This is a genomic window from Streptomyces sp. SAS_272 (genome assembly GCF_052543235.1).
In genome coordinates, this window is the sequence record NZ_JBMNDR010000093.1 from 12,603 (window position 1) to 35,363 (window position 22,761).

Consider the following 22,761-nt stretch of genomic DNA (forward strand, 5'->3'; position numbering starts at 1 on the left):
GTCGAAGCGCGCGACAGCGTACGACCGCCCCGTGTGCGCCCCCGCGCACCCTGATGGCCGGATCTTCGTGCCCGTGAAGCGGTCCCGGAGCCCAACAATGGGCACGCGTTCACCACCACGAGCCGGCGTACGGCGAGCTGAAGGGGCGGCAGTGATCCGGGTACTTCTGGTGCATGACGCGTGTCTGGTCAGATCGGTCCTCTCGCAGTGGCTGTCCAGGGAGCCCGATCTGCGGGTCGAGGACACTCCGTGGCGCAGTGCGCCGGGCCGGGTCGGGGCGGTCCGGCCGGACGTGTGCGCGGCGGATCTCGACTGCTCTGACACGTACGGCATCCCGCCGCTGGGCGACCTGTGCCCGCGCGGCGGCGGCACGCCGTCGCCGCGGCTGCTGGTCCTGGCCAGTGCGCACCGGCCGGGCCTGCTCAAACGGGCGCTGGAGGTGGGGGCCCTCGGGTACGTCGACAAGGCGGGCACGCCGGAGCAACTGTTGCGGGGCATCCGCAGGGTCGCTCAGGGGGAACGTTTCGTCACCGAGTCGCTGGGGTTCGGCTTCCTCAAGGCCGCCGAGATGCCGCTGACCCGTCGGGAGTTAAGCGTGCTGACCCTCGCCGCCGAGGGCGCCTCCGTCGCGGAGATCGCCGGGAGTCTGCACCTGTCCCACGGGACCGTGCGCAACTACATGGCGGCGATCACCCGCAAGACGGGCGCCCGCAACCGCGTCGACGCCATCCGCATCTCGCAGGGGCAGGGCTGGCTGTGACGCCCGTCCGCCGTCCCCGGCCGTCCCGGCGTCCGTCGGGGCCGCCCAGCCACCGACCAGGTCACGGTAGAGGGGAGAGCGGCCCAGCAGCTCGTCGTGGGTCCCGTGCGCCGTGCGCGGACCGTCCATGACCAGCACCCGGTCGGCGCGCAGGGCCGAGCTGACGCGGTGGGCGACGACGACCAGGGTGCCTCCCGGGCGGGCCGCGAACGCCCGCTCGGCGCGCGCCTCGGCCTCCGGGTCCAGGTGACAGGTCGCCTCGTCGAGGAGGGCGAGCGGGGCGGACGACAGGTACGCGCGCGTGAGCGCGATCAGCTGGCGCTCGCCCGCCGACAGCGCCGCCGGGTCGATCCGTGCCGCCGGCCCGCCCAGCGCGTCCAGCAGCGGGGCCAGCCCGACCGCGGCGGCGGCGGCCAGCATCTCCTCCTCGGGCACGTGATCCGGTCGCAGGTGCCCGAGGTTCTCGCCGAGGGTGCCGCCGAACACGTACGCCTCCTGGGGGATGAGCACGCGCCGCGCGGCGGCCTGAGCGCCCGGCACCGGCCGGCCGCAGATCCGGATCGCTCCGCCCACGGGTGTCAGCAGCCCGGCGACCAGTCCGGTCAGCGTCGACTTCCCGACCCCGCTCGGGCCTGCCACGGCCAGATGCGCCCCGGCGGGCAGGCTCAGCGTGAGGCCGTCGACGACGGGCGCGGAGGCGGGTCCGTAGGCGAAGGAGAGGGCCTCCAGTGAAAGAGCGGCGGCCGGCCGACCGGGGCGCGGGCCGTTCGCCGGGCGGCCGGTCGGGGTGCCAGTCGGGGTGGTGGGTGCGGTCCGTCCGGGAGCCGGTGCAGCGCCCGCCGGAGCGTGGGAGGAGTCGCCGGCCGGACCGGTCGGCGGGTCGGCCGGCGGACCGGCCCGCGGGGCCGGCGTCGGGCCGTGGTGCGGGGCGCGAGCGGGGTGAGCCGGGTCGGCGCCGCCGACGGGGGACGCTCCGCTCTCCTCCGCGTGCGCCGTCAGACGGCGCAGGACGACGGTGAGGCGGGAGCCGCTCGTGCCCAGACCGTGGATGAGGCCGCTCAGCGCCGGGAGCAGGGACTGCGTCACATAGGCGAGAGCGCCGACCAGCGCGCCGGGAGTGACGTCGTGGGCCAGGAGCCAGGGGGCTCCGGCCAGCAGCAGGACCAGGGGGAGGTGGCCGCCCAGCGCGAGGCAGACCACGCGGGCCACGCCCCAGCGGGCCAGGGCACGTGCCGCGCGCTGCTCGGCGTCGATCAGGGCGGCCGTGTCGGCGGCGATCCGGTCCTCCGCACCGGCCGCGGAGACGTCCCGCAGCCCCGGGCAGACGGCGCCCAGGCTCGTCGCCAGCGCCTCGTCCGCGCCGAGATACGCCTCCTGCCGTCGCGCCAGCGGACCGAGGGTCACCGCGAACAGCGCCACCCCGGCGGCCAGCGGCGGCGCGACGACCAGCAGCAGCGGCGGCGCGAGCGAGAAGAGACCGGCCAGCGCGCCGACGGAGGTGAACACGAACGAGCGGGAGACCATGATCAGTCCGGCGAAGGCGTCCCGGGCGATCTCCACCTGCTGGGTGAGGCCCGAGAGCGCCCCGCGGTCCGCCTCGCGCACCCCCCGCTCCACCACCGTGGCGACCAGCCGGTCCCGGAGCGGTTCGACCAGTGCGGCGACCGCGCCGTACACCCGCGCGGTGCCGTACGCCCCCACGAGCACCCCGAGCCCGGCGGTTCCCAGCCACCACAGCCCCACATCGGCGCGTCCGGCGAGGAAACCGCCGTCCAGGGCCCGGGCCAGGGCGTATCCGAGCAGGAAGGTCTGTCCGGCCTCCAGCACCGACCAGCCGGTGAGCCGCACCAGCGCCCACCGCCGCCTCGCCAGGAACCGGCCCGCGTGCACGGCGAGCCCGCGCCGCCCGTCCCGTCCGGCGCTCATCGGCCCGCCTCCCGGCCCTCGCCGCCGGGCCGCGCGCGGGTCCCGTTCCTTGCGTCGGCCGCCGGGTCGCCGGCCGCGCCGAAGACCGCCCGGTACTCCGGCAGCAGCCACAGCTCCCGGTGGGCGCCCATGGCGCGGACGCGGCCGCCGTCCAGCCAGGCCACCCGGTCGGCGCGGGCCGCCGTGGTGGCGCGGTGGGCGGTGACGAGCCGGGTGGCGGCCGTCGAGGGGCCGAACACGACGTCCGTGACCTGGCGTTCGGTGATCGTGTCGAGGCTGGAGAGGGCGTCGTCGAGGATGAGGAGGCGGCCGCCGTGCGCGAACGCACGGGCCAGCCCGAGGCGTTGGGCCTCGCCGCCGGAGTGCGGCGCGTCGGCGCAGAGCGTGGCGTAGCCGTCGGGCAGGCGGCGGACGAAGTCGTCCGCGCGGGCCGTGCGGGCGGCCTCGCGGACCAGGGCGGGGGAGGGGGCGCGGCCGGGAGCGCTCAGCGCGAGGGTGTCCTCGATGGTCGTGCCCAGCAGGGCCGGGCGGTCGAAGGCCTGGGCGATCTCCGCCCGCAGAGTGGACCGGGGGAGGGCGGTCAAGGGGACGCCGTCCAGCAGGACCTCACCGGCGTCCGGGTCGGCGAGCCGGCCCGCCAGCGCGGCCAGCAGGGACTTGCCCGCGCCCGAGCGGCCCACCAGGGCCAGGGTCGTCCCGCCCGGCACGACCAGGTCGACGCGGTCCAGGACCGTACGCCCGCCGCGGCGGGCGCTCACCCCGCGGAACTCCAGCCGGCCCGGGCCGTCCGGCGGGAGGCGGCGGTCGCCGTAGGACGCAGCGGGCTCCGCCAGGACTTCGCCCAGGCGGGCGGCGGCCGCCCGGGACCGGGCCAGGCCGGACAGCCGGCCCACCAGCACGCCGACGCCGGTCGCCAGCACGGCGTAACGCGAGGCGGCGAGCACGTCGCCCGGCGACAGCCGGTGCCGGGCGAGCAGCAGTCCCGCCACGGCGACGACGCCGAGGTGCAGCAGCGGCGCCACCGTCACGGCCTGCGCCGCCGCCCGGCCCTGCACCCGCCACATGAGCCGGCCGGCCTGCGACAACTCGGGCAGCGGGCGCAGGATGCGTGCCGTGTCGCGGTCCGCCGTGCCGGCCGCGCGGATCGTGCGGGCCCCGTCGATCGCCTGGGCGAGCGCGTCGGCGATCCGCCCCTGCGCCCGCTGGTAGCCGTCCGCGGCCGCCGAGGTGTCGCGGGCGAGCGCCCGCAGCAGCAGGACCAGGAGCGGCGCGCCGGTCAGGAAGACGGCGGCGAGCCACGGGTCGAGGACGGCGAGCGCCGCGACCGCCCCGACGGGTCCGGCGAGCGCGGCGAGCAGCGCGGCGCGGGCGCCGGGGCCCGTGCCCGCCTGCGCGGCGCTGCCGACCACCCGCGCCACGAGGTCGCCGGCCCCGAAGCGGACGGCGACCCGCGGGCCGGCCGCGAGGACGTGCCCGGTGACCCTGCGGCGCAGGAAGGCGGTGCTGCGGGCGTCGAGCGTGCCGCCGAGGACGGTCTCGCACGCGTCCAGCACGGTCAGCACCAGCACGAGGGCCGCGCAGTACAGCACCCAGCGGGTCGCGGGGGCGTGGGCGAGCAGCAGGTCCAGGGCCCGGCCGAGGGCGGCCGGCAGGAGCAGCCCGGCGCCCGTCGCCATGACGCCCAGCAGAACGAGGGCCGTGCAACGCGAGCCGCTGTGCCGGGCCGCGGCGCCGAGCAGCCCGCCATCGGTGGTCCGGTCCTTCGGCATGGTGCTCCCGGGCGGTCTGGGGAGTCGGGGACTCAGGGACTCGGGGACTCTCGGAAGACCGGACCCCGGACGGCCCGTCCCTCGTGGGGGAGCGGGCCGCCCGGGGCGGTCAGCACGACGACGTCTGCGAACGCGTCGTGCGTGCCGTGCGGGTCACGCCCGTCAGAGACAGAGCAGGACGCTCGCCGCGCTGATGCACGACAGCAGGCTGACGGTGCTGTTGCCGCCGCCGCCGGTGTGCTCGTCGGATTCCATCGTCTGCAGGTCGAGAAGGGCCATGGGGTGTCCTTTCGTCGGTTGGATGGCTGCGTCCCCTGGGGACGGGTTGCGTCACGACTCCGTCATGCGTCGAGGAGCCGCGTCATGAGGGCCGCCGGTGCGGCGGCGGAAGGAACGGCAGGTGGGCGCCGGGGCCCGGGCCGTCCGCGTCGAGGGCGGCGGACAGGGCGAGCAGACAGCCCGCGGTGCCCGTGCCGAGGTCCATGGAGAGCCGCATCATCTGGTGCCCGGGGAAGGCGAGCTGGCCCTGGTAGGGCATCGCGAACCAGCCCAGCGCGGCGATCTGTTCGTCGAGCCGTGCCCGGGTCGCGCCGGGTCCGGTGGTGCGGGCGAGGTGCAGGATCATGCCGGCGCGGCCCTGGAAGAGACCTGGCTGCGCGTAGAAGCGGGAGGTGGCCGCGGTGCGGATGCCGGCCCGGGCCCGCGCCAACTCCGCTCCGGCGTCCGGGACATGGGCCACGAGGTCGTCGAGCACCATGCCCACCCCCACGCTGCCGTCCCCCAGATAGGGCAGGGTCCGCCAGCCCTCGTCGACCTCGACCGCGCCTGTCTCCCGCTCCGCGCAGCACGCCAGATCCCGGCGCAGCGCGACGCCCGCCGCCGCCAGCTGCTCCCGGTCGCCGGTCTCCTCGTACTGGCGGAGCAGGAACAGTGCGGGCCCGCTCGCACCCCGCAGCAGCCCGGCCCGACGCCGCCCCGCCGTGTCCGGCACCGGTTCGGCGAGCCGTCGTACGAGGATGTCGGCGGCCTCGGCCGCCCGCTCGCGCAGCTCCGGCTCACCGGTGCGGCGGGCCAGGCCGGCGAGGACGAGCCCCAGCCCCGCCAGGCCGCCGTGCAGGTCCGAGGAGAGGTTCTGCCACCGCTCGCGCAGGATGCCGTCGATCAGGTCCAGCGCCCGCCCGCGGTGTCCCAGCAGGTCCAGCACATGGGCGACGCCCGCGAGCCCGTCGTACAGCCCGAGCGGGGTTCCGGTCGGCGGCGGGGCCGTGCGGTCGAGGAGCCAGCGCTCACCCTCCTCGTGACGCTCCGCGCCGGTCGCCGCCAGCGCGTACAGGACCCCGGCCGCGCCGTGCGCCAGGCCGAGCCCGCCGCCGTCGGAGAACTGGGCGACGTCCCCGGGATAGAGCCGGTCGGCGCGGTCCGGGGTGGCGGAGGCGAGGATCGCCTTGACCATCGAGTCACGGCTGTGCGGCCAGTCGCCGGGCTCCACCCGGAAGGCCGGCGCGGACGGCGCGCGCCCGACCCGCCCGGCCGTCCGGGTCCCGTTCCCCGCGCCGTCCGGGGCGGCGTGCGTGTCGTCCCGGACGGCGCGGGTGATCTCCGCGACCGCCTCGTCCAGGAACTCCGACGGGACGTCCGGGAACTGCTCCGCGATCACCTCCGCCAGATGGGCGGCCTTCCCCCGGTCCACCACGAACAGCGTGGTGACGGGCAGGAACAGGGCGAGCCGCAGACAGGCCAGCGCATAGCGGTCCACGTCGGCGCCCCGGCGGTCCGGCGGTGCGAAGAATCCGGGGTGCGCCACGACCTGGCGGCCGTTGTGCCCCGTCGGGGCCGCCGCCTCGAAGTCGATCAGGCACACCGACTCCTCGTCGGGCGCGACCATGATGTTGAAGACGTGCAGGTCGTTGAAGACGATCCCGCGCGCGTGGACCGTCTCCACGGCACGCTCCACCGCCCGGTGCACACGCACCGCCCACGCCGTGTACGCGGCGACGGCCGCCGGATCGGGGTCGGGGACGAGCAGCGGATGCCGTTCGGCGAAGAAGGAGTTGAGCGGCCGGCCCGGCACCAGGTCCATGACCAGGAAGCGGTGGTCGCCCAGGGTGAACCAGTCCCGTACCTCGGGCGCCGCACCCGTGCCGGCCAGCGCCTCCAGGGCCTCCTTCTCCCGCTCCAGCCGCGATAGCGCGTCCGCGCCGTCCGACGCCAGCCCCGCGTGCGGCCGGCCCTCCTTCAGGACCACCGCGCGCCCGTCGCGGGTGTCGACGCCCCGGTACACCCCGCCGCCGTTGGAGAAGTGCAACGCCTTGTCGATGCGGTAGGGCAGATCGCCCACCGTCGTCGTGTTGCGGGCCGCGAGATGCGGTTCCAGGAACGCGGGCAGCGTCACCCACCCGGGGGTCTGGAAGGAGGGCGCCCGCCGGTCCGGGACCAGGGTCCCCGACCCGTCGCGCACCGCCGGCACGAGCGAGCCGCGGTCGTCGACGACGTACATGCGCGCGAACGCGCCGTAGCGGACGTACAGCGGCCCGTCGTGCCAGCGCAGATCGGTGAGGATGTACGGCCCTTCGAAGCCTTCCAGCAGCGCGCCCAGCTCCCGCAGGACCTCGTGCAGCTGCTCCTCGTCGCGCGGGTACACGGTGACGAACTTGCCGCTGGTGTCGCGGCCGGCGTACTTGGCGTTGCGCAGATGCAGCAGGTGCGGCCCCGGCACGAACTTGAAGGGGACGCGGTGCGCGACGCAGTAGTCCCACACGATCGCCGCCGTCCGCTCCGCGTTGTGCCGGGTGGCCGATACGTGGATCTTCCAGCCCTGGGCCGGGCCCGCCGCCGGGCTCCCGTCGGCGTCGAGCGGCGTCATCGTCAGCCAGTCGCCGACACGCGCCGAGGACCAGCCCCCCGGGACCGGCCGGCGCGCCGTGTCGAACAGCGGAGCCGCGACCCCGTCGGCGGCGAGCCGGTCGGGCGTCTCGTAGAAGTGAGCGTCCGCCAGCGCGTACACCTCGTACCGCTTGTCCATGCGTCCCCCTTCGTGGCCCGGCCATGAGACTCGCAAGCCGGGCGGGGGCGCGGACAGTCACCGCTGTCACGAGAACACCGTGCGGAACGCATGCGTAAAGACATGTTCGATCCGTTTCGAGCACAGCCGGGCGTGCGGCCCTCGCGATGCCCCGCACGGGGGCCGCGAAACGGTTCCAGGGGCTGCGCGCGCGCTGCATAAGCGCTGTAATTGCGGACGTGGTCAGTGAGGGTGCCGCGGAGCGCAGAAAGGGACCTCTGCGTGTCGAGACGGCCCTCAAGACGGTCACCGCCGATCCCGTCTCGCCCCAACGGGTGCGCCGCACCCTCGAACAGGCGCTCGTCTACGCCGGTGCGGCCCTGGCCGCCGTCTACACGCCCGCGCCGGAGGCCGGTCTGCTCTGTCTGGCCGAGTCGGCGGGCGTGCCGAGGACCCTGTACGGACTGCGCGAGAGCTATCCCCTCGACGGCGGCTCGCCGGCCGCCGACGCCCACCGCACCGGGCGGGCGGTGTGGCTCGACCCGCGGGAGGTCGCCGAGTGCGCGGACGCCCGGCGGATGCCCGCCCGCGACGTCCATCTGGCCGCCCTGCCCGTCCGCGACGGCGCGGGCGGCTGTCTGCTCGCCGTCAGCGAGCGCCCCGGCGGTTTCGACGCCGAGGACCGCGCCTGCCTGGAACTCGTCGCCGACGCCGTCGCCCTGCCCGCCCCGACCGCCCGCGCCGAGGGCGAGGCGCTCCTGGCGGGCGGCTTCAGCCTGGCCATGGACACCGGACGGGTCGAGGTGGGCGACGCGATCCTGGAGCTGTTCGCGATGGACCGGGCCGAGTTCGACGGCCGGGTGGAGACCCTGCTCGGGCTCACCGTCCCCGAGGACCTGCCCGCGCTGATGTCCGTCGTCGAGGCCGACCACATGTCGATCGGCGACCGCGAGCTGGAGTTCCGGGTGCTCCAGCCCGCCGGGCCGCCGAAGTGGCTCAGACTCCACGGCCGTCTGCTGCCCGGCGGCGACGGCCGCCCCGCGCGGCTTGAGGGCACCGTCGCGGACGCCTCCACGCTGCGCGCCGAGATCACCGACGTCGCCCGCGTCCAGCGCCTGGCCGCCGCGCTCGCCACCGCCGGCACGGTCCGCGACGTCAGCCAGGCGGTCGTCGCCGCGCTGCGCAAGCCGCTGCGGGCCGACCGGATCGCCCTCGCCGAGCTGGAGAACGAGCGGCTCGTGGTCACCGTCCTCGACCCGCCCGAACCCGACTCGTGGCCCGAGCTGTGGCAGCTGGAGTGGCGCAGCGAGTGGCCCGACGCGCCCGTGCGCGCCATGCCCACGCTCGCCGCCGCGCTGCGCGAGGGCCGGGCCCGGATCTGGCCCGCCGGCACCGCCCTGGAACCGGCGCTCGCCGAGGTCGGCCCCGGGGGCCTCGCCGTGCTGCCGCTGTCCGCCGGCGGCCGGATGGCCGGCGCCTGCCTCATCGGCTGGGACGCGCCGCACGACTTCGGCCCCGACGAGCGCGCCCTGCTCACCGCCTCGGCCGGGCTCGCCGGGCAGGCCCTGATGCGCGCCCACGCCTTCGACGCCGAGCACGAGCTCGTGGGCATGCTCCAGCGCCAGCTGCTCCCGCGCCGGCTGCCCGACCTTCCCGGCGGGCTCGCGGTCGCACGCTATCTGCCCGCCACCGCGGGCCTGGAGGTCGGCGGCGACTGGTACGACGTGATCCGGATGCCCGACCACCACGTCGCCCTCGTCATCGGCGACGTCCAGGGCCACAGCGCCGCCGCCGCGACCCTCATGGGCCAGATGCGCACGGCCCTGCGCGCCTACGCGGCCGAGGGCCACCCGCCGGACGTGGTGGTCTCGCACGCCAACCGGCTGCTGATGGAGCTGGAGACCGACCTCTTCGTGACCTGCTGCTACGTCGAGGTCGACATGGAGGACGGCACCGCCTGGTGCGTACGGGCCGGGCACCCGCCGCCCGTCCTGCGTCACCCGGACGGCTCGGCCGAGGTCGCCGAGACGGACGGCGGCCCGCCCCTCGGCATCCTGACGCAGGCCGAGTTCCCGATGACCGCGCTGCGGCTCACGCCGGGCGCCGTCGTCGCCCTCACCACGGACGGGCTCGTGGAGTCCGCCGACCTCGACATCGGGACCGGCCTGGACCGTCTCGCCCACGGACTGTCCGTCGCCGACCCCGCCCAGCTCGGCCCCGTCGCCGACGCACTGCTCGGCGGCGCCCACCGCGGCGACGACGTCGCGCTGCTCCTGCTGCGCTACGACGGCATGGCGGTCAAACCCCGGCGCGAGGGCTGGACGGTGTGGCGGGTGCCCGAGGCGGCCCGGCACGCCCGCCGCTTCACCCGGCGCAGCCTGCGGGGCTGGGGCGTCGCCGACGCCGCCATGGACGCGGCGCTGCTCGTCGTCTCCGAGCTCGTCACCAACGCGCTGGTGCACACCGACGGACCGGTCCGCCTCGACTTCACCCTCATCGACCGCCGGCTCCGGGTGGCCGTCACCGACGCCTCGCCCCGCACGCCGGTCCAGCCGACCGACCCCGGCTGGGAGGCCACCGGAGGGCGCGGCATCCTCCTGGTGGAGGCCGTGTCGGACAGCTGGGGGACGGTGCCGGTCAGCGGCGGCAAACAGGTCTGGAGCGAGCTGCTGCTGCAGCGCTGAGCAGCCGGCCGGCCGGACGTGTCCCGGGCGGCGGACAGGGTACCCGCCGCCCATGGACACCTTCGCCTCCGCATACCTCGCGGCATCCGGAAGGTCCGCACTGGCCTCCGTGGCGTTCATCGCCGTCGGGATCGTTCTGGTCGGCGGGCTGATCTTCGCCTTCCGTCTCGGGTTCAAGATCCGGCGCCGGGAGTCCGCGCCGCCGCAGCCGCACGAACAGCCCCGGATGCCCGCGTCGGGCCCGACCCACGAGAGCCGTTCGCGTGAACCCAACGAGATGCCCCGTGCGTCCGACGGCGAGCGCCTCACCCCGCACGAGCTGCGGCCCACCGGCAGCCGGGACAGCGCCGACGGCGGCAGGCCCCGCTGGGACCAGGGCACGGGCGGCTCGTTCGGCAGCGGAGGCCCGGGTGCCCGCTGAAGCCGCCCCGACGGGGCGTCGTGACACAGAAGGGCGATGAAACCGTCGTGACCTCGCACCCCGAGGAGAAACCCGCCGTCCGCCGGCCCGAGACGGGCTGGGCCAGGGCGCGCCGCACACGCCGCGGCTCCGCGGCACCCCGCACCTGCCTGCCGGCGGTGGCCGCACCCGGGACGCAGACCGGACCGGAAGGGAACATCGTCAGGGGCGACGACTGACCGTCGTCCTTTGCACAGGCCCGACCGGCTCTCGCCATCGCCTGGATCTGCCCCTGCGCAGGCCCGACCGGCTCTCGCGCCCGCCTGACCCACGACCCGGCCGCCCCCGCGGAGGACCCGGATCGCCGCTCGCGGCTACCCCCTGATCCACGCAGGCGCCGACCGGTGACCCAAGGCAGGCGTCACCGGTGGCCCGCGTCGGCCTCTACCGGCGTCGCCGATGCCGGTGCGACGGTCTCGTCGTCACGCCCCCGCCCGCGGTGAGGCGGCCGAGCGCCCGGTACACCACCCGTCGTACCCGGCGGGCGGTGCGGCGCACGCCGCCGGGCTGAGGCGCCGGCACCACGAGGACGCCGTCCGGGTCGACGTGCAGGGCGAAGGGCAGCGGATGGAAACGCGTCCCCGCCGTGTCCGGCGTCAGGCACACCGTCGCGAGCCAGGTCCGGCCCGTCAGATCGCCCACCGGCAGCACGGCGTCCAGCCGGCCGCCCGGCGCGAGCGTCCCGAAGATCTCGTGGGAGCTCCCCTTCGCCCCCGTCAGCCGCAGCAGCACCGCGGCGTCCTCGGGCACGTGCAGCGGCAGGATCACATGGAGCCGCTCCCCGCGTTCCCCGCCGAGGGTGACATCGCCCGCCGCGACCCGGCCCAGACCCAGCCGCTCGCTCGCGTGACCGACGTCCAGCGCGAGCCCGGCGTGCCGGTCGGTCCAGTAGGGCAGCACCACCCGGCCCGCGACCACCGCGGCGTGCGGGGCCGCGTGGCCGTGCCGGGGGGCCGGGCCCAGCCGCAGCTCCTCGGTCCAGCCGCCGAGGCCCACCCTCACCCACACGTCCCACAGGCCTTCGCGGGGCGGGCCGCCGCTGACCGCGGTGGCGGGATCGACGACGGCCGTGCCGCGCAGCCGCAGACGCACCCGGTCCCCGGCGCCGGCCGGTCTGCGCTCCCTGTCCGTCCGCACCGGCTGGAAGTACTGCGCCGATCCGCCGCGCTCCCGCAGCAGCAGGTCGGGCGAGGCACGGTCGAAGCGTTCCGCGGTGTCCAGGCCGAGCCAGCGCACCGCCTCGGCGACGTCCCGCGGCGGCCACTGCGGACGCTCCCCGCCGGCGGGGAAGGTCATCGGCTCGCCGTCGTGCGTCAGCTCCGCCGCGAAGACGATCCGCAGCAGCCCGCCCCGCCACTCGACGCCCTGCGGTTCGACGGCGAGCCCGACGCCGGCCTCCCACTGCGCGAACGCGACGACGTCGTCGTAACGCCCGTCGGCGGCCAGCGCCGCGACGACCCGCTGGGCGGGCTGCAGCAGAGCCGCCACGCCCGGCCCGAACCGTTCGACGACGACCCCGTGGATCTCCTCGAACAGCTCTCTGCGGTAGTCCTCGGGCAGGTTCAGGAAGCGTCGGCCGCGCAGCCGCTCGACCATCTCCACCCGCAGCCAGCGCCGGAACAGCCGGTCGCGCAGGTCGCCCGGCTCGGTGTACCGCTCGACGACGTCGAGGGCCTCGCGGAGGTTCTTGAAGTAGCTCACCGGGTCGAACCGCTGGAGGCTCACGTTCGCGGCGTCGTCGCGCCGGACGTGGTAGTAGCAGACGTAGTCGCCGAGCACGGCGACGTTGTCCGCGCGCAGATAGGCCTCGGTGACGAAGACGTGGTCCTCGAGGCGACGGCGGCCCTCCGGGAAGCGCAGACCGATCCGGTCGAGGAAGGCCCGGCGGATCATCTTGTGCGGGGTGAGGCTGTCGATGAGCGGCGCGTTCTCGACGGTGGCGCGCGGGCGGTCGGTGCGGAACAGCTCGACCGGCACTGCGCGTCCTCGGCCGGCCATCTTGCCGACGACGACGTCCGCGTCGTTCGCGACGCCGTAGTCGTACATCCGCTCCAGGGCCGCCGCGCCGAGGTGGTCGTCGGCGTCCACGAACATCACGTACTCGCCGCGTGCGGCGTCGATGCCGACGTTGCGCGGCTTGCCGGGCCAGCCGGAGTTCTCCTGGTGTATGACGCGGACCCGGGGGTCCTGCGCGGCCAGCGCGTCGAGGAGCGCAGGGGTGCCGTCGGTGCAGCCGTCGTCGACGAAGACGATCTCGTAGGCGTCGGGCGGGAGCGACTGCCCGAGCAGCGAGGCGATGCAGTCCTCGATGTAACGGCCGGGGTTGTAGACCGGGACGATGACGCTGACCTTGACCGGCATCGGGCTCCTGGCCCCCTCGTCGGATCGCCTGCCGTGCGGACGGCGGGTGCGTGCAGCCCGATGCTAACCCCGCGGCCGACGCCCCACCTGTCCTGGTTCGTCCTGATCCGGATTTTGTAGTCTGGCGCGGTGCGCCTCCTGCTGATGTCCGACACCCACCTGCCCAAGCGCGCCAGGGCGCTTCCCGCCCCGCTGCTCGACGAGATCCCGGACGCGGACCTCGTCGTCCACGCGGGGGACTGGGTCGACGCGGCCACGCTCGACCTGCTGGAGAGCCGCAGCCGTCGGCTGCTCGCCGTGTACGGCAACAACGACGGGCCCGAGCTGCGCGCCCGGCTGCCCGAGGTCGCCCGCGCCGAACTGGGCGGACTGCGGTTCGGGGTGATCCACGAGACGGGGCCGGCCCAGGGCCGGGAGGCCCGCTGCGCGGCCCGCTTCCCCGACCTGGACGTCCTGGTCTTCGGGCACAGCCACATCCCCTGGGACACCACGGCCCCCGGCGGACTGCGCCTGCTCAATCCGGGCTCCCCGACCGACCGGCGCCGGCAGCCGCACTGCACCTACCTGACGGCCACCGCGGCCGGCGGCCGGCTCACGGACGTCGTCCTGCACCGGCTGCCGCCGCGCTGAGCCCTCGCGTGCCCGCAGGGGGTGCGGGGGCGTGGCGGACGAACCGGGCCGCTTCCGGCCGATGCGGTCGGAGGCGGCCCGGAACTTGCGAGTGTGTGTGGCGTCAACGGGCCTCCTTCCACCGTGGGGCAACGAAGGGACATGCATGCGTGTCCGTTGTGGGCGCGTACCCCGTCGCGGGCCTCCCTACACACCGCCGGGCCGGTGAATCCCGGGACGGGTCGTCGCGGCGGCGCGGGACGCTTCGTCGCCGCGGACTACCGGGCGGGAGGTGACTGGCCGCCCTCCGGAGGGTGGACGGGCCCGGTCGTCGCCGTCAGCGGGGCGCCGCTGCCGCCCCACCGCAGCGCGACGATCTCGGCCGCCACCGACACGGCGACCTCCTCCGGTGTACGGGCTCCCAGGTCCAGCCCCACCGGCGAGCGCAGCCGGGACAGCTCGGCGTCGGTCACCCCGGCCTCCAGCAGAAGCGCACGGCGTTCGTCGTGGGTGCGGCGGCTTCCCATCGCCCCGACGTAGGCTGCCGGCCCGCGCAGGGCCGCCGCCAGCAGCGGCACGTCGAACTTCGGGTCGTGGGTCAGCACGCAGATCACCGTGCGCCCGTCGGTCCGCGTGCCGCCGAGGTACCGGTGCGGCCAGTCCACCACCACTTCTACGCCCGCCGGGAAGCGTGCCGGCGTGGCGAAGGCGGGGCGGGCGTCGCAGACGGTGACCCGGTAGCCGAGGAAGTCGCCGATGCGGGCCACGGCGGCCGCGTAGTCGATCGCGCCGAACACCAGCATGCGCGGCGGCGGGGCGAAGGACTGCAGGAACACCGACACGGCGTCCTCCCGCCGCCGGCCGTGCGGTCCGTAGTGCCGCAGTCCGGTGGCGCCCAGCGCCAGTCCTCCGCGCGCGTCCGCGGTGACGGCCGCGTCCAGGCCGCCGGAGCCCAGCGTGCCGGCGGTCCGCTCCGGCCAGACGGCGAGCACGGCCCCGGGGGGCGAGAGGCCCTCGGTGACCGTGGCCACGATCACCGGCTCGCCCGCCGCGACCGACCGGGCGACCGCCCCGAACGAGGGGTCGAGGTCCGGCGTCACCGCACGCACCAACAGGGTGAGCTCGCCGCCGCAGGTCAGCCCGACGGCGAAGGCGTCGTCGTCGCTGTATCCGAAGGTCGCCGGCCGGGCCGTCCCGTCCGCCAGGACCTCCTGGGCCAGTTCGAACACCGCGCCCTCCACGCAGCCTCCGGACACACTGCCGACGACCTCGCCGCCGGGGCCCACCGCCATGGCGGCGCCCGGAGCGCGCGGAGCGCTGCCGCGGACGGCGACCACGGTGGCGAGCCCGAACGGCGCACCGGCCTCGTACCACCCGTTCAGCACCGGGAGAATCTCACGCACGATTGCACGGTAAGCCGTCGCCGCCCGGTCCGCCGTTCCGCCGGCCGACCGCAGGGGGTGACGTCCCGCGGCGGTCCCGCCCGGCGCGCACCCCCGATCGCCTCCGCACGGACGGCAAACCGTCGAACCCCCAGGAATACCTGGTGCACATGACCAGCGCGGTGGCCAACTGGGCTGCCTGTACAGGAACTTACTCGAGGGTCAGAAGGTATTGACGGTGTACGGAAATCGCCGGACTGTAGTGGACATGCCGAATATCCGGGCACGTCTGCTCGCTGTTCTGGTGGTCCTCTGCGGACTCTGCGGCTTCCTGACGGCGGCGGGCGCCTCGCCCGCCGCCGCGGACGCCACGCTCCCCGGCTCGCTCCCCTTCGACGGCACGGCGCTCACCGTGTCCAACGGCCGTTTCGTCGACGGCAACGGCCGCGAGGTCGTGCTGCGCGGATACAACGTCTCCGGCGAGACCAAACTCGACGAGAACAAGGGCCTGCCCTTCGCCTCGGTCGCCGACGCCAGGAAGTCGGCGACCGCGCTGCGCGCCCTCGGCGGTGGCAACTCCGTCCGCTTCCTGCTCTCCTGGGCCTACGCTGAGCCCGTGCGCGGCCAGGTCGACACCGGTTACCTCGCCGCCGCCACCGAGCAGATGCGCGCCTTCCTCGACGCCGGCGTGCGCGTCTACCCCGACTTCCACCAGGACCTCTACTCCCGCCACCTGTTCAACCAGGGCAGCTGGTACACCGGCGACGGCGCCCCCAAGTGGGCGGTGGACCTCGGCGGTTACCCCGCCGAGTCCTGCGGCATCTGCTTCTTCTGGGGCCAGAACATCACCCAGAACGGGGCGGTGAAGGCCGCCCAGTACGACTTCTGGCACAACGCCCACGGCGTCCAGGACAACTTCCTCGCCACCGCAGAGCAGGCCATGGCGTACGTCAGACAGCACCTGAGCGCCGAGGAGTTCGCCGGCGTAGTCGGCTTCGACCCCTACAACGAGCCCTACGCCGGGACCTACGACTCCGGTCAGACCAGCCGCACCTGGGAACGCGACCTCCTGTGGCCCTTCTATGTGAAGTTCCGGGCCCGGATGGACGCGGCCGGCTGGCAGGACAAGCCCGCCTTCGTCGAGCCGAACATGTTCTGGAACGGCAACATCGACTCCCAGCGGCAGGAGGGCGGGCTCCTCGACGTGGGCGCGCTGGGCTCCCGCTATGTCTTCAACACCCACTTCTACGACCAGAAGGCCATCTCCGGGATCCTGATGTGGGGCAAGGCGGCGGACGGCCAGTACGCCACCGACTTCGGCACCGTCCGCGACCGGGCCGCGGCGACCGGAACCACGGCCGTCGTCAGCGAGTTCGGCCATCCGCTGGCCGGCAACGTCTCCGACAAGGCGCCGACCGTCCTCAAGGCCATGTACCAGGCGCTCGACTCCCGGGTGAAGGGCGCCGGTTGGTGGACGACCCCGGCCGTCTCCGGCCCGGTCCTCTCCGGCAACCAGTGGCAGTGGGACATCTACTGGGGGCGCCATCACGAGCTGATGAACGGCAACCCCGGCAAGGTGCTCACCGGCGGCGACGCCTGGAACGACGAGGACCTGTCGGCCGTGCGCCTCGACGACTCCGGCAACGCCGCGCTCCGTCAGGACGCGCGACTCCTCGACCGGGTCTACCCGAGCGCCACCTCCGGCACGACCGTCGCCTTCACCTATGAGGACCGCTCCCGCGACGGCTCCACCACCCTCACCTGGAACCCGGTCCCCGGCTCCCTGCCCACCACGAAGCAGCTCGTCGGCTCCGGCCAGTACGCACTGCTCGTGTGGCGCTCGGCCGGCGGCGCGGCGCCCACCGAACTGCATCTGCCCGCCTCCTTCCCGACCGCCACGACCACCGTCGTCTCCGACCTCGGCGCCGTGTACGCGCCCCCCGCCTACACGGCCACCACGAAGATCGCGGCGGCCGTCGAACCGGGCGGCACGGGCAGCCGGCGCCTGCTGCTCAGCACGTCCGACTCGGGCGCGGTGCACTACGCGCTGGTCACCAACGGCGCGAGCGCGCCGACCGCGGCCCAGCTGGCCGCGGCCCGCACCGAACTGTCGGCGTGGGTGGCCCAGAAGGTCGGGTAGCCGCACCGGCACGACGAAGGGGTGGGCGGCGGTCACCGCTGCCCACCCCTTCGGCGCCGAAAGGGCCGCCGTCAGCTGCCGGATCCGGTGCCGGTCCAGTCCGCCGCCACATGGCCGAGCCGGACCCGCTGCGGATGGTCGCCCACGGGAACCGACACGACCTTCTGTCCGGTGGCGAAGGAGATCGCGGTCACCTGGTCGGAGCCGCTCTCGGAGATGACGCAGTCCTTGCCGTCGCCGCTGACCGTGGCCCAGTAGGGCTTGGAGGCGGTGACCAGCGGGCCCTCCTCGAGGGTGGCGCGGTTGACGACCGTCGCGTAGTCGTCCATGGTGCCCGCCACGCACAGCTTGCTGCCGTCCGGGCTCATCGACAGCCCGTGGTGGCGCGAGTCGTTGACGTACGTGGTGCGGTCGTCGCTCGTCGCGGGGTTCTTCGGCAGGGTCTTCGTCCGGGTGATCTTGTCCGTGGCGAGGTCGTACTCGAAGAAGCCGTTGAAGAACGACACCTGGAAGTACAGCTTGGACTCGTCCGGCGAGAAGACCGCGGGGCGCACGGCGTCCGAGAAGTCCTTGAGACCGATCGCGTCCAGCCGCTGCCGCATGTCGATGATCTTGACCTGCTGGTACGTGTTCGCGTCGACGACCGTGATGCGCCGGTCGCCCTTCGTGAAGTCCTGCCAGGGGGCGTCCTGGGACGTGTTCACGTCACCGATGGCCATGTTGTAGATGTACTTGCCGTCCTTGGTGAAGATGTTCTCGTGCGGCTTGTCGCCGGTCTTGAACGACCCCACCTGCTTGCCGGTGACGATGTCCAGGACGTGCACGGTGTTCGAGATCGACGCGGAGACCGCGACCCGCTTGCCGTCGGGGGAGACGGCCATGTGGTCGGAGCGGTAACCGGATACCGGGAACCGCCAGTTGATCTTCCCGGTGGCCAGGTCGATGGAGACGACGTCGGCGAAGCTCGGCCGGGAGACGACCACCGACGCGCCGTCCGGCGTGGTGTACATGTCGTCGACGAACTGGTCGTGCCCTTCACCGACGCCGTTGCGGATGGCCATGAAGTAGATCCACTTGATCAGGTCGCCGTTGATCTCCGCCATCCGGGCGTCCTTGTCGGGGATCACGTTGATCCGGCCGACCTTCGCGAAGTCGCCGCTCGACTTGATGACGTCCGCGGTGCCCTCCCAGTTGTTGCCGACGAAGAGCACCTCGCGCAGTGCGGCGGCGGTGGAGGAGTCCGCGGCGGCGGACGCGACGGCGGCTGGAGCGGTGACGGTCAGGGCAACGGCGGCGGCGATGGAGCAAAGGTGCCTGGATCTGAAGGCAGCCATGACTGCTCTCTCCTCTGGGGGACGGAAGGTCAGGGGCAGGGGTGTGAAGGCGGGGGGAAAGCCCGCCGGAATCTGAACACGGGCCCGTTCAGAATGTGCTTACTGGAAAGTAAGGAAGGGGTGCCCTTCGCCACAAGACTCGTACACGACAAAATTGGCAGTGGAGGAACACCGAGCGACGAGGGAGGGTCATGGCGGGCAGACTCAGGGCGCCGACCGGCCGCTACGGCGGCAAGTCCGCCGAGCAGCGACAGGCCGAGCGACGCGGCAGGTTCCTGGACGCGGCGCTGCGGTCGTTCGGGGGTGCGCCCGGCTACCGGGGCACCACCGTCGCCTCGCTCAGCGAGGCGGCCGGCCTGTCGACCCGCCAGTTCTACGAGGAGTTCCGCACCCTCGAGGACGTCCTGGCGGAGCTGCACCTCCAGGTGAACGCCTGGGCCGAGGAGGCGGTGGTGGCCGCCGCCGTCGCCGCCGAGGGCAAGCCGCTCGCCGAGCGCGCCACCGCGATCTTCCGCGCCTACGCCGCCAACGTCACCTCCGACCCCTGCCGCATCCGGATCACCTTCGTCGAGATCGTCGGAGTCAGCCCCCGGCTGGACGAGCAGCGTCTGGCCCGCCGGGCCCGCTGGATCGACCTGATCTGCGCCGAGGCGACGGCGGCCGCCGTACGCGGCGAGGGCGCCCCGCGCGACTACCGCCTCGCGGCCACGGCCTTCATCGGCAGCGTCAACGGCCTCCTGCACGACTGGAGCGCCGGCTGGGTGGACGCGAGCCTGGACGAGGTGGTCGACGAACTGGTGCGCCAGCTGCTGGCCATACTGAGGCCGGCGGAATGGGAGCCCGGCGCTCCGCAGGGCGAGCGGTAGCAGGTGTCCCCGGTCCGGCCGGACGTGCTCAGCCCAGCCGGGTCACCGCCTCCACCACCCGCCCCACGCCGTCCTCGCCGCGCACCCGGGCCCCCAACTGCGCCGCCCGGCGGGCGTATCCGGGGTCGCGGGCGACCCGGGCCAGGGCCGCCGTGAGCGTGTCGGCGGTCAGCCGGCGCAATGGGACCGTGCCCGGGGCCACCCCCAGCCTGACGAGCCGTTCGGCCCAGAAGGCCTCGTCGAACTGGATCGGCACCGGCACGGCCGGGACGCCGGCCCGTACGCCGGCCGCCGTCGTGCCCGCGCCGCAGTGATGGACGACCGCGGCCATCCGGGGGAAGAGCAGCGAGTGCGGCGCCTCGTCGACCGTCACCATGTCGTCGCCGTCGGCCGTGAGGCCCGCCCAGCCGCGCTGGATCACCCCGCGCAGCCCCGCCCGCCGCAACGCCGTGACGATCTCGACGCCGAGCCGCCGGGGGTCGGGCACCGTCGCGCTGCCCAACCCGACGAAGACCGGCGGCGGCCCCGCGTCCAGGAACTCCCGCAGACGGGGCGGCAGCCGGGTGTCGCTGTCGTGGGGCCACCAGTAACCGGCGACGTCCAGCTCCGCGCGCCAGTCCCGGGGGCGCGGCACCACCAGCGGACTGAAACCGTGCAGGACCGGCCAGCCGTGCCGCCGCCGCTTTCGCCGGGCGGTGACGCCGCGGCGGACGGCGGGCAGCCCCAGCCGGGTCCGCACCGCCGGCAGCACCGGGGTGAAGATCTGTTCGACGGCCGCCTCGACGCCGTGCCCGGCGAGTCGGTTGCCGGCCGCTCCCCAGGAGCCGCCGCCCAGCATCGGCGGGGCGAACTCGCGGGTGGGGGCGACGGGCTGGAGGTAGAGCCCGAGGCTCGGCAGGGACAGCCCTTCGGCGATCGTGTGGCCCAGGGGCGCGACCGACGCCGAGAGCAGCAGCGCGTCGGCCTCCCGGGCGGCGGCCAGCAGATCGTCCGCGATCTGCCCGACCAGCGTCCGTGCCATCCGGGTCACCCGCAGCAGCTTGCCGGGGCCGGTGGCGCTGCGATGCAGGCCGCGGCCCCGCTCGGACTCCAGCTCGGCCCGCGGGTCCAGGGGCAGCGCGTGGAAGCCGACGTCCGAGCCCGCCACCAGCGGTGCGAACCGTGCGTGGGTGACCAGGGTGACCTGGTGTCCCGCCCGGACGAGCGCGTGACCCACCCCCGTGAAGGGGGCCACGTCACCCCGGGAACCCGCCGTCATGATCGCCACTCGCACGAGGGACAGTATGGCGGCGGGCGGCGCCGTGGGTGAAGGACCGCGCACCCGCGTCCGGTTGCATTTTGAGAGCGGTCACAATACTTCTGTCGCAGCCGTTGACTTCGCTCATCGGCGGTTCTACTTTCGGCGCGCAATACGTTCGGTTTGCCGACCCCTGTTCGATATATCGAAGTGTGCCATCCCGAAGCTGGAGCCGCCGTATGTTTCCCCCACCCCCCGCGCACCTCGCCCGGCACTGGAGATCCGCCGCCGCACGGGTGCTCGCCCTGCTGCTGACGGTCGCCGCCGCCCTGGTGTTCGCCCAGCCCGGCACGGCCCGGGCCGCGACCTCGCGCCAGATCGCCGTGCCGGCCGCCCCGATGGGCTGGGCCTCCTGGAACAGCTTCGCGGCCAAGATCGACTACAACGTCATCAAGCAGCAGGTCGACGCGTTCGTCGCCGCGGGCCTGCCGGCGGCCGGATACCAGTACATCAACATCGACGAGGGCTGGTGGCAGGGCACGCGTGACAGCGCGGGCAACATCACCGTGGACGAGTCGGAGTGGCCCGGCGGCATGAAGGCCATCGCCGACTACATCCACGGCAAGGGCCTCAAGGCCGGCATCTACACCGACGCCGGCAAGGACGGCTGCGGCTACTACTTCCCGACCGGCCGCCCCGCCGCCCCGGGCAGCGGCAGCGAGGGCCACTACGACCAGGACATGCTCCAGTTCTCCCGGTGGGGCTTCGACTTCGTGAAGGTCGACTGGTGCGGCGGCGACAAGGAGGGCCTCGACGCGAAGACGACGTTCCAGGCCATCAGCAACGCGATCACGACGGCCACGGCGACGACCGGCCGCCCGATGACCCTGTCGCTGTGCAACTGGGGCCGGCAGAACCCGTGGAACTGGGCGCCGGGCCAAGGGGCGATGTGGCGGACCAACGACGACATCATCCTGTTCGGCAACAAGCCGTCCATGACCAACCTGCTGACCAACTACGACCGCAACGTGCATCCCACGGCCCAGCACACCGGCTACTACAACGACGCCGACATGCTGATGGTCGGCATGGACGGCTTCACCGCCGCGCAGAACCGCACCCACATGAACCTGTGGGCCGTGTCCGGCGCGCCGCTCCTCGCCGGCAACAACCTGGCCACGATGACGACGGAGACGGCGAACATCCTCAAGAACCCCGAGGTCGTCGCCGTCGACCAGGACGCGCGGGGCCTGCAGGGCGTCAAGGTCGCCGAGGACGGCAGCGGGCTGCAGGTGTACGGCAAGGTCCTCGCAGGCAGCGGCAAGCGCGCCGTCGTCCTGCTCAACCGGACCTCCGCCGCCGCGAACATCACCGCCCGCTGGGCCGACCTGGGCCTCACCGGCGCGTCCGCGACCGTGCGCGACCCGTGGGCCCGCGCCGACCTCGGCGCCTTCGCCACCGGCTACACGGCGAACGTCCCCGCGGGCGGCTCGGTCATGCTCACCGTCAGCGGCGGCACCGAGGCGGCGGGCAGCACGTACACCGGCACGTCGGCCTTCTCCGGCGTGGCCGCCGGCAGCACCGGTCTGAAGGTCGTCGACGTCGCCTACACCAACACCGCCTCGACCGCCCGCACCGCGACCCTCAAGGTCAACGGCCAGACCACGACGACCGTCTCCTTCCCGCCGACGGGCTCCACTCAGGGCACGATCACCCTTCAGGTCGCCCTGTCGAAGGGCTCCGCCAACACGCTCGCCTTCACGGGCGCCCCGACCCTCGCGGACATCACGGTCAGGCCCCTGCCCGGCGCGGACGGCAGCCTCGTCGTCGGCAAGCAGTCCGGCCGCTGCCTGGACATGTTCGACTCCACCATCGCCAACGGCACGCAGGCGGAGCTCTGGGACTGCAACGGCGGCTCCAACCAGGCATGGACGTACACGGCCCGCAAGGAACTCGTGGTGTACGGCAACAAGTGCCTGGACGCCTACGACCACGGCACCGCCAACGGCACCAAGGTCGTGATCTGGGACTGCACCGGCCAGAGCAACCAGAAGTGGAACGTCAACAGCGACGGCACGATCACCAACGTCAACGCGGGCCTGTGCCTCGACGCGTACGGGGCGGCCACGGCCAACCGCACCCCGATCGTGCTGTGGTCGTGCGGAAGCGCCGACAACCAGAAGTGGACCTTGAACTGACCTGACGGGTGAGGCGGCCTGACGTCGCGTCAGG

14 protein-coding genes and 1 pseudogene are annotated in these 22,761 nt (G+C 74.2%); 7 read left to right on the forward strand and 8 right to left on the reverse strand.

The features are described 5' to 3' along the window. Positions 1–97: 97 nt before the first annotated feature. A pseudogene (locus ACN6LD_RS35435) lies at positions 98–676 on the forward strand (LuxR C-terminal-related transcriptional regulator); the annotation flags it as partial. Here ACN6LD_RS35435 and ACN6LD_RS35440 read toward each other — a convergent pair. From ACN6LD_RS35440 to lanKC, 4 genes are all read right to left on the reverse strand, one after another. Then, entirely contained in the window at positions 590–2,686 is a 2,097-nt protein-coding gene (locus tag ACN6LD_RS35440; RefSeq protein WP_445045310.1) for an ATP-binding cassette domain-containing protein, read from the reverse strand. The pseudogene ACN6LD_RS35435 and the gene ACN6LD_RS35440 sit on opposite strands and share 87 nt — an antisense overlap. Next, positions 2,683–4,455 carry an ATP-binding cassette domain-containing protein gene (locus ACN6LD_RS35445; protein WP_445045311.1) on the reverse strand — a complete coding sequence of 591 codons (1,773 nt, stop codon included), beginning with the start codon at positions 4,453–4,455 and terminating at the stop codon, positions 2,683–2,685. The genes ACN6LD_RS35440 and ACN6LD_RS35445 overlap by 4 nt, the downstream gene beginning before the upstream one ends. A 162-nt stretch (positions 4,456–4,617) precedes the next feature. Further along, complete coding sequence (locus ACN6LD_RS35450) at positions 4,618–4,734, reverse strand: SapB/AmfS family lanthipeptide (protein WP_054233519.1); 117 nt, start codon at positions 4,732–4,734, stop codon at positions 4,618–4,620. Between the two features lie 82 nt (positions 4,735–4,816). Continuing rightward, positions 4,817–7,477 carry a class III lanthionine synthetase LanKC gene (lanKC, locus tag ACN6LD_RS35455; protein ID WP_445045312.1) on the reverse strand — a complete coding sequence of 887 codons (2,661 nt, stop codon included), beginning with the start codon at positions 7,475–7,477 and terminating at the stop codon, positions 4,817–4,819. Positions 7,478–7,695: 218 nt separating this feature from the next. Here lanKC and ACN6LD_RS35460 point away from each other — a divergent pair, with 218 nt between their 5' ends. Together ACN6LD_RS35460 and ACN6LD_RS35465 are read left to right on the forward strand one after the other, a co-directional pair. Continuing rightward, positions 7,696–10,140, forward strand: a complete 2,445-nt coding sequence (locus tag ACN6LD_RS35460; protein WP_445045313.1) for a SpoIIE family protein phosphatase — start codon at positions 7,696–7,698, stop codon at positions 10,138–10,140. Between the two features lie 52 nt (positions 10,141–10,192). Then, positions 10,193–10,561: a DUF6479 family protein gene (locus ACN6LD_RS35465; protein ID WP_319190192.1), complete on the forward strand. Its 369-nt coding sequence runs from the start codon at positions 10,193–10,195 to the stop codon at positions 10,559–10,561. Between the two features lie 423 nt (positions 10,562–10,984). Here ACN6LD_RS35465 and ACN6LD_RS35470 read toward each other — a convergent pair whose 3' ends face one another. Next, positions 10,985–12,961, reverse strand: a complete 1,977-nt coding sequence (locus ACN6LD_RS35470; protein ID WP_445045314.1) for a glycosyltransferase family 2 protein — start codon at positions 12,959–12,961, stop codon at positions 10,985–10,987. Between the two features lie 129 nt (positions 12,962–13,090). Here ACN6LD_RS35470 and ACN6LD_RS35475 point away from each other — a divergent pair, with 129 nt between their 5' ends. Further along, complete coding sequence (locus tag ACN6LD_RS35475) at positions 13,091–13,591, forward strand: metallophosphoesterase family protein (protein ID WP_319190187.1); 501 nt, start codon at positions 13,091–13,093, stop codon at positions 13,589–13,591. A gap of 257 nt (positions 13,592–13,848) precedes the next feature. Here the strand turns inward: ACN6LD_RS35475 and ACN6LD_RS35480 are convergent, their stop codons facing one another. Further along, positions 13,849–14,973 carry an XdhC family protein gene (locus ACN6LD_RS35480; protein WP_319190186.1) on the reverse strand — a complete coding sequence of 375 codons (1,125 nt, stop codon included), beginning with the start codon at positions 14,971–14,973 and terminating at the stop codon, positions 13,849–13,851. Positions 14,974–15,220: 247 nt separating this feature from the next. Here ACN6LD_RS35480 and ACN6LD_RS35485 point away from each other — a divergent pair, with 247 nt between their 5' ends. Then, positions 15,221–17,092, forward strand: coding sequence for an endoglycosylceramidase (locus tag ACN6LD_RS35485; protein WP_445045315.1), 1,872 nt, complete (start codon positions 15,221–15,223; stop codon positions 17,090–17,092). Positions 17,093–17,163: 71 nt separating this feature from the next. Here the strand turns inward: ACN6LD_RS35485 and ACN6LD_RS35490 are convergent, their stop codons facing one another. Continuing rightward, positions 17,164–18,426 carry a YncE family protein gene (locus ACN6LD_RS35490; protein ID WP_445045316.1) on the reverse strand — a complete coding sequence of 421 codons (1,263 nt, stop codon included), beginning with the start codon at positions 18,424–18,426 and terminating at the stop codon, positions 17,164–17,166. A 191-nt stretch (positions 18,427–18,617) separates the two neighbouring features. On the opposite strand from ACN6LD_RS35490, the gene ACN6LD_RS35495 reads away from it, so the two are divergent. Next, the gene (locus ACN6LD_RS35495) at positions 18,618–19,292 is read left to right on the forward strand and encodes a TetR/AcrR family transcriptional regulator (protein ID WP_319190179.1); all 675 of its coding nucleotides are present in this window, start codon (positions 18,618–18,620) and stop codon (positions 19,290–19,292) included. A 28-nt stretch (positions 19,293–19,320) separates the two neighbouring features. Here the strand turns inward: ACN6LD_RS35495 and ACN6LD_RS35500 are convergent, their stop codons facing one another. Further along, positions 19,321–20,550 carry a glycosyltransferase gene (locus ACN6LD_RS35500; RefSeq protein ID WP_319190203.1) on the reverse strand — a complete coding sequence of 410 codons (1,230 nt, stop codon included), beginning with the start codon at positions 20,548–20,550 and terminating at the stop codon, positions 19,321–19,323. A gap of 218 nt (positions 20,551–20,768) precedes the next feature. Between ACN6LD_RS35500 and ACN6LD_RS35505 the strand changes: the two genes are divergently transcribed. Further along, a complete protein-coding gene (locus tag ACN6LD_RS35505; RefSeq protein WP_445045317.1) occupies positions 20,769–22,727 on the forward strand; it encodes an RICIN domain-containing protein in 1,959 nt (652 codons plus the stop codon). Positions 22,728–22,761: the final 34 nt, after the last annotated feature.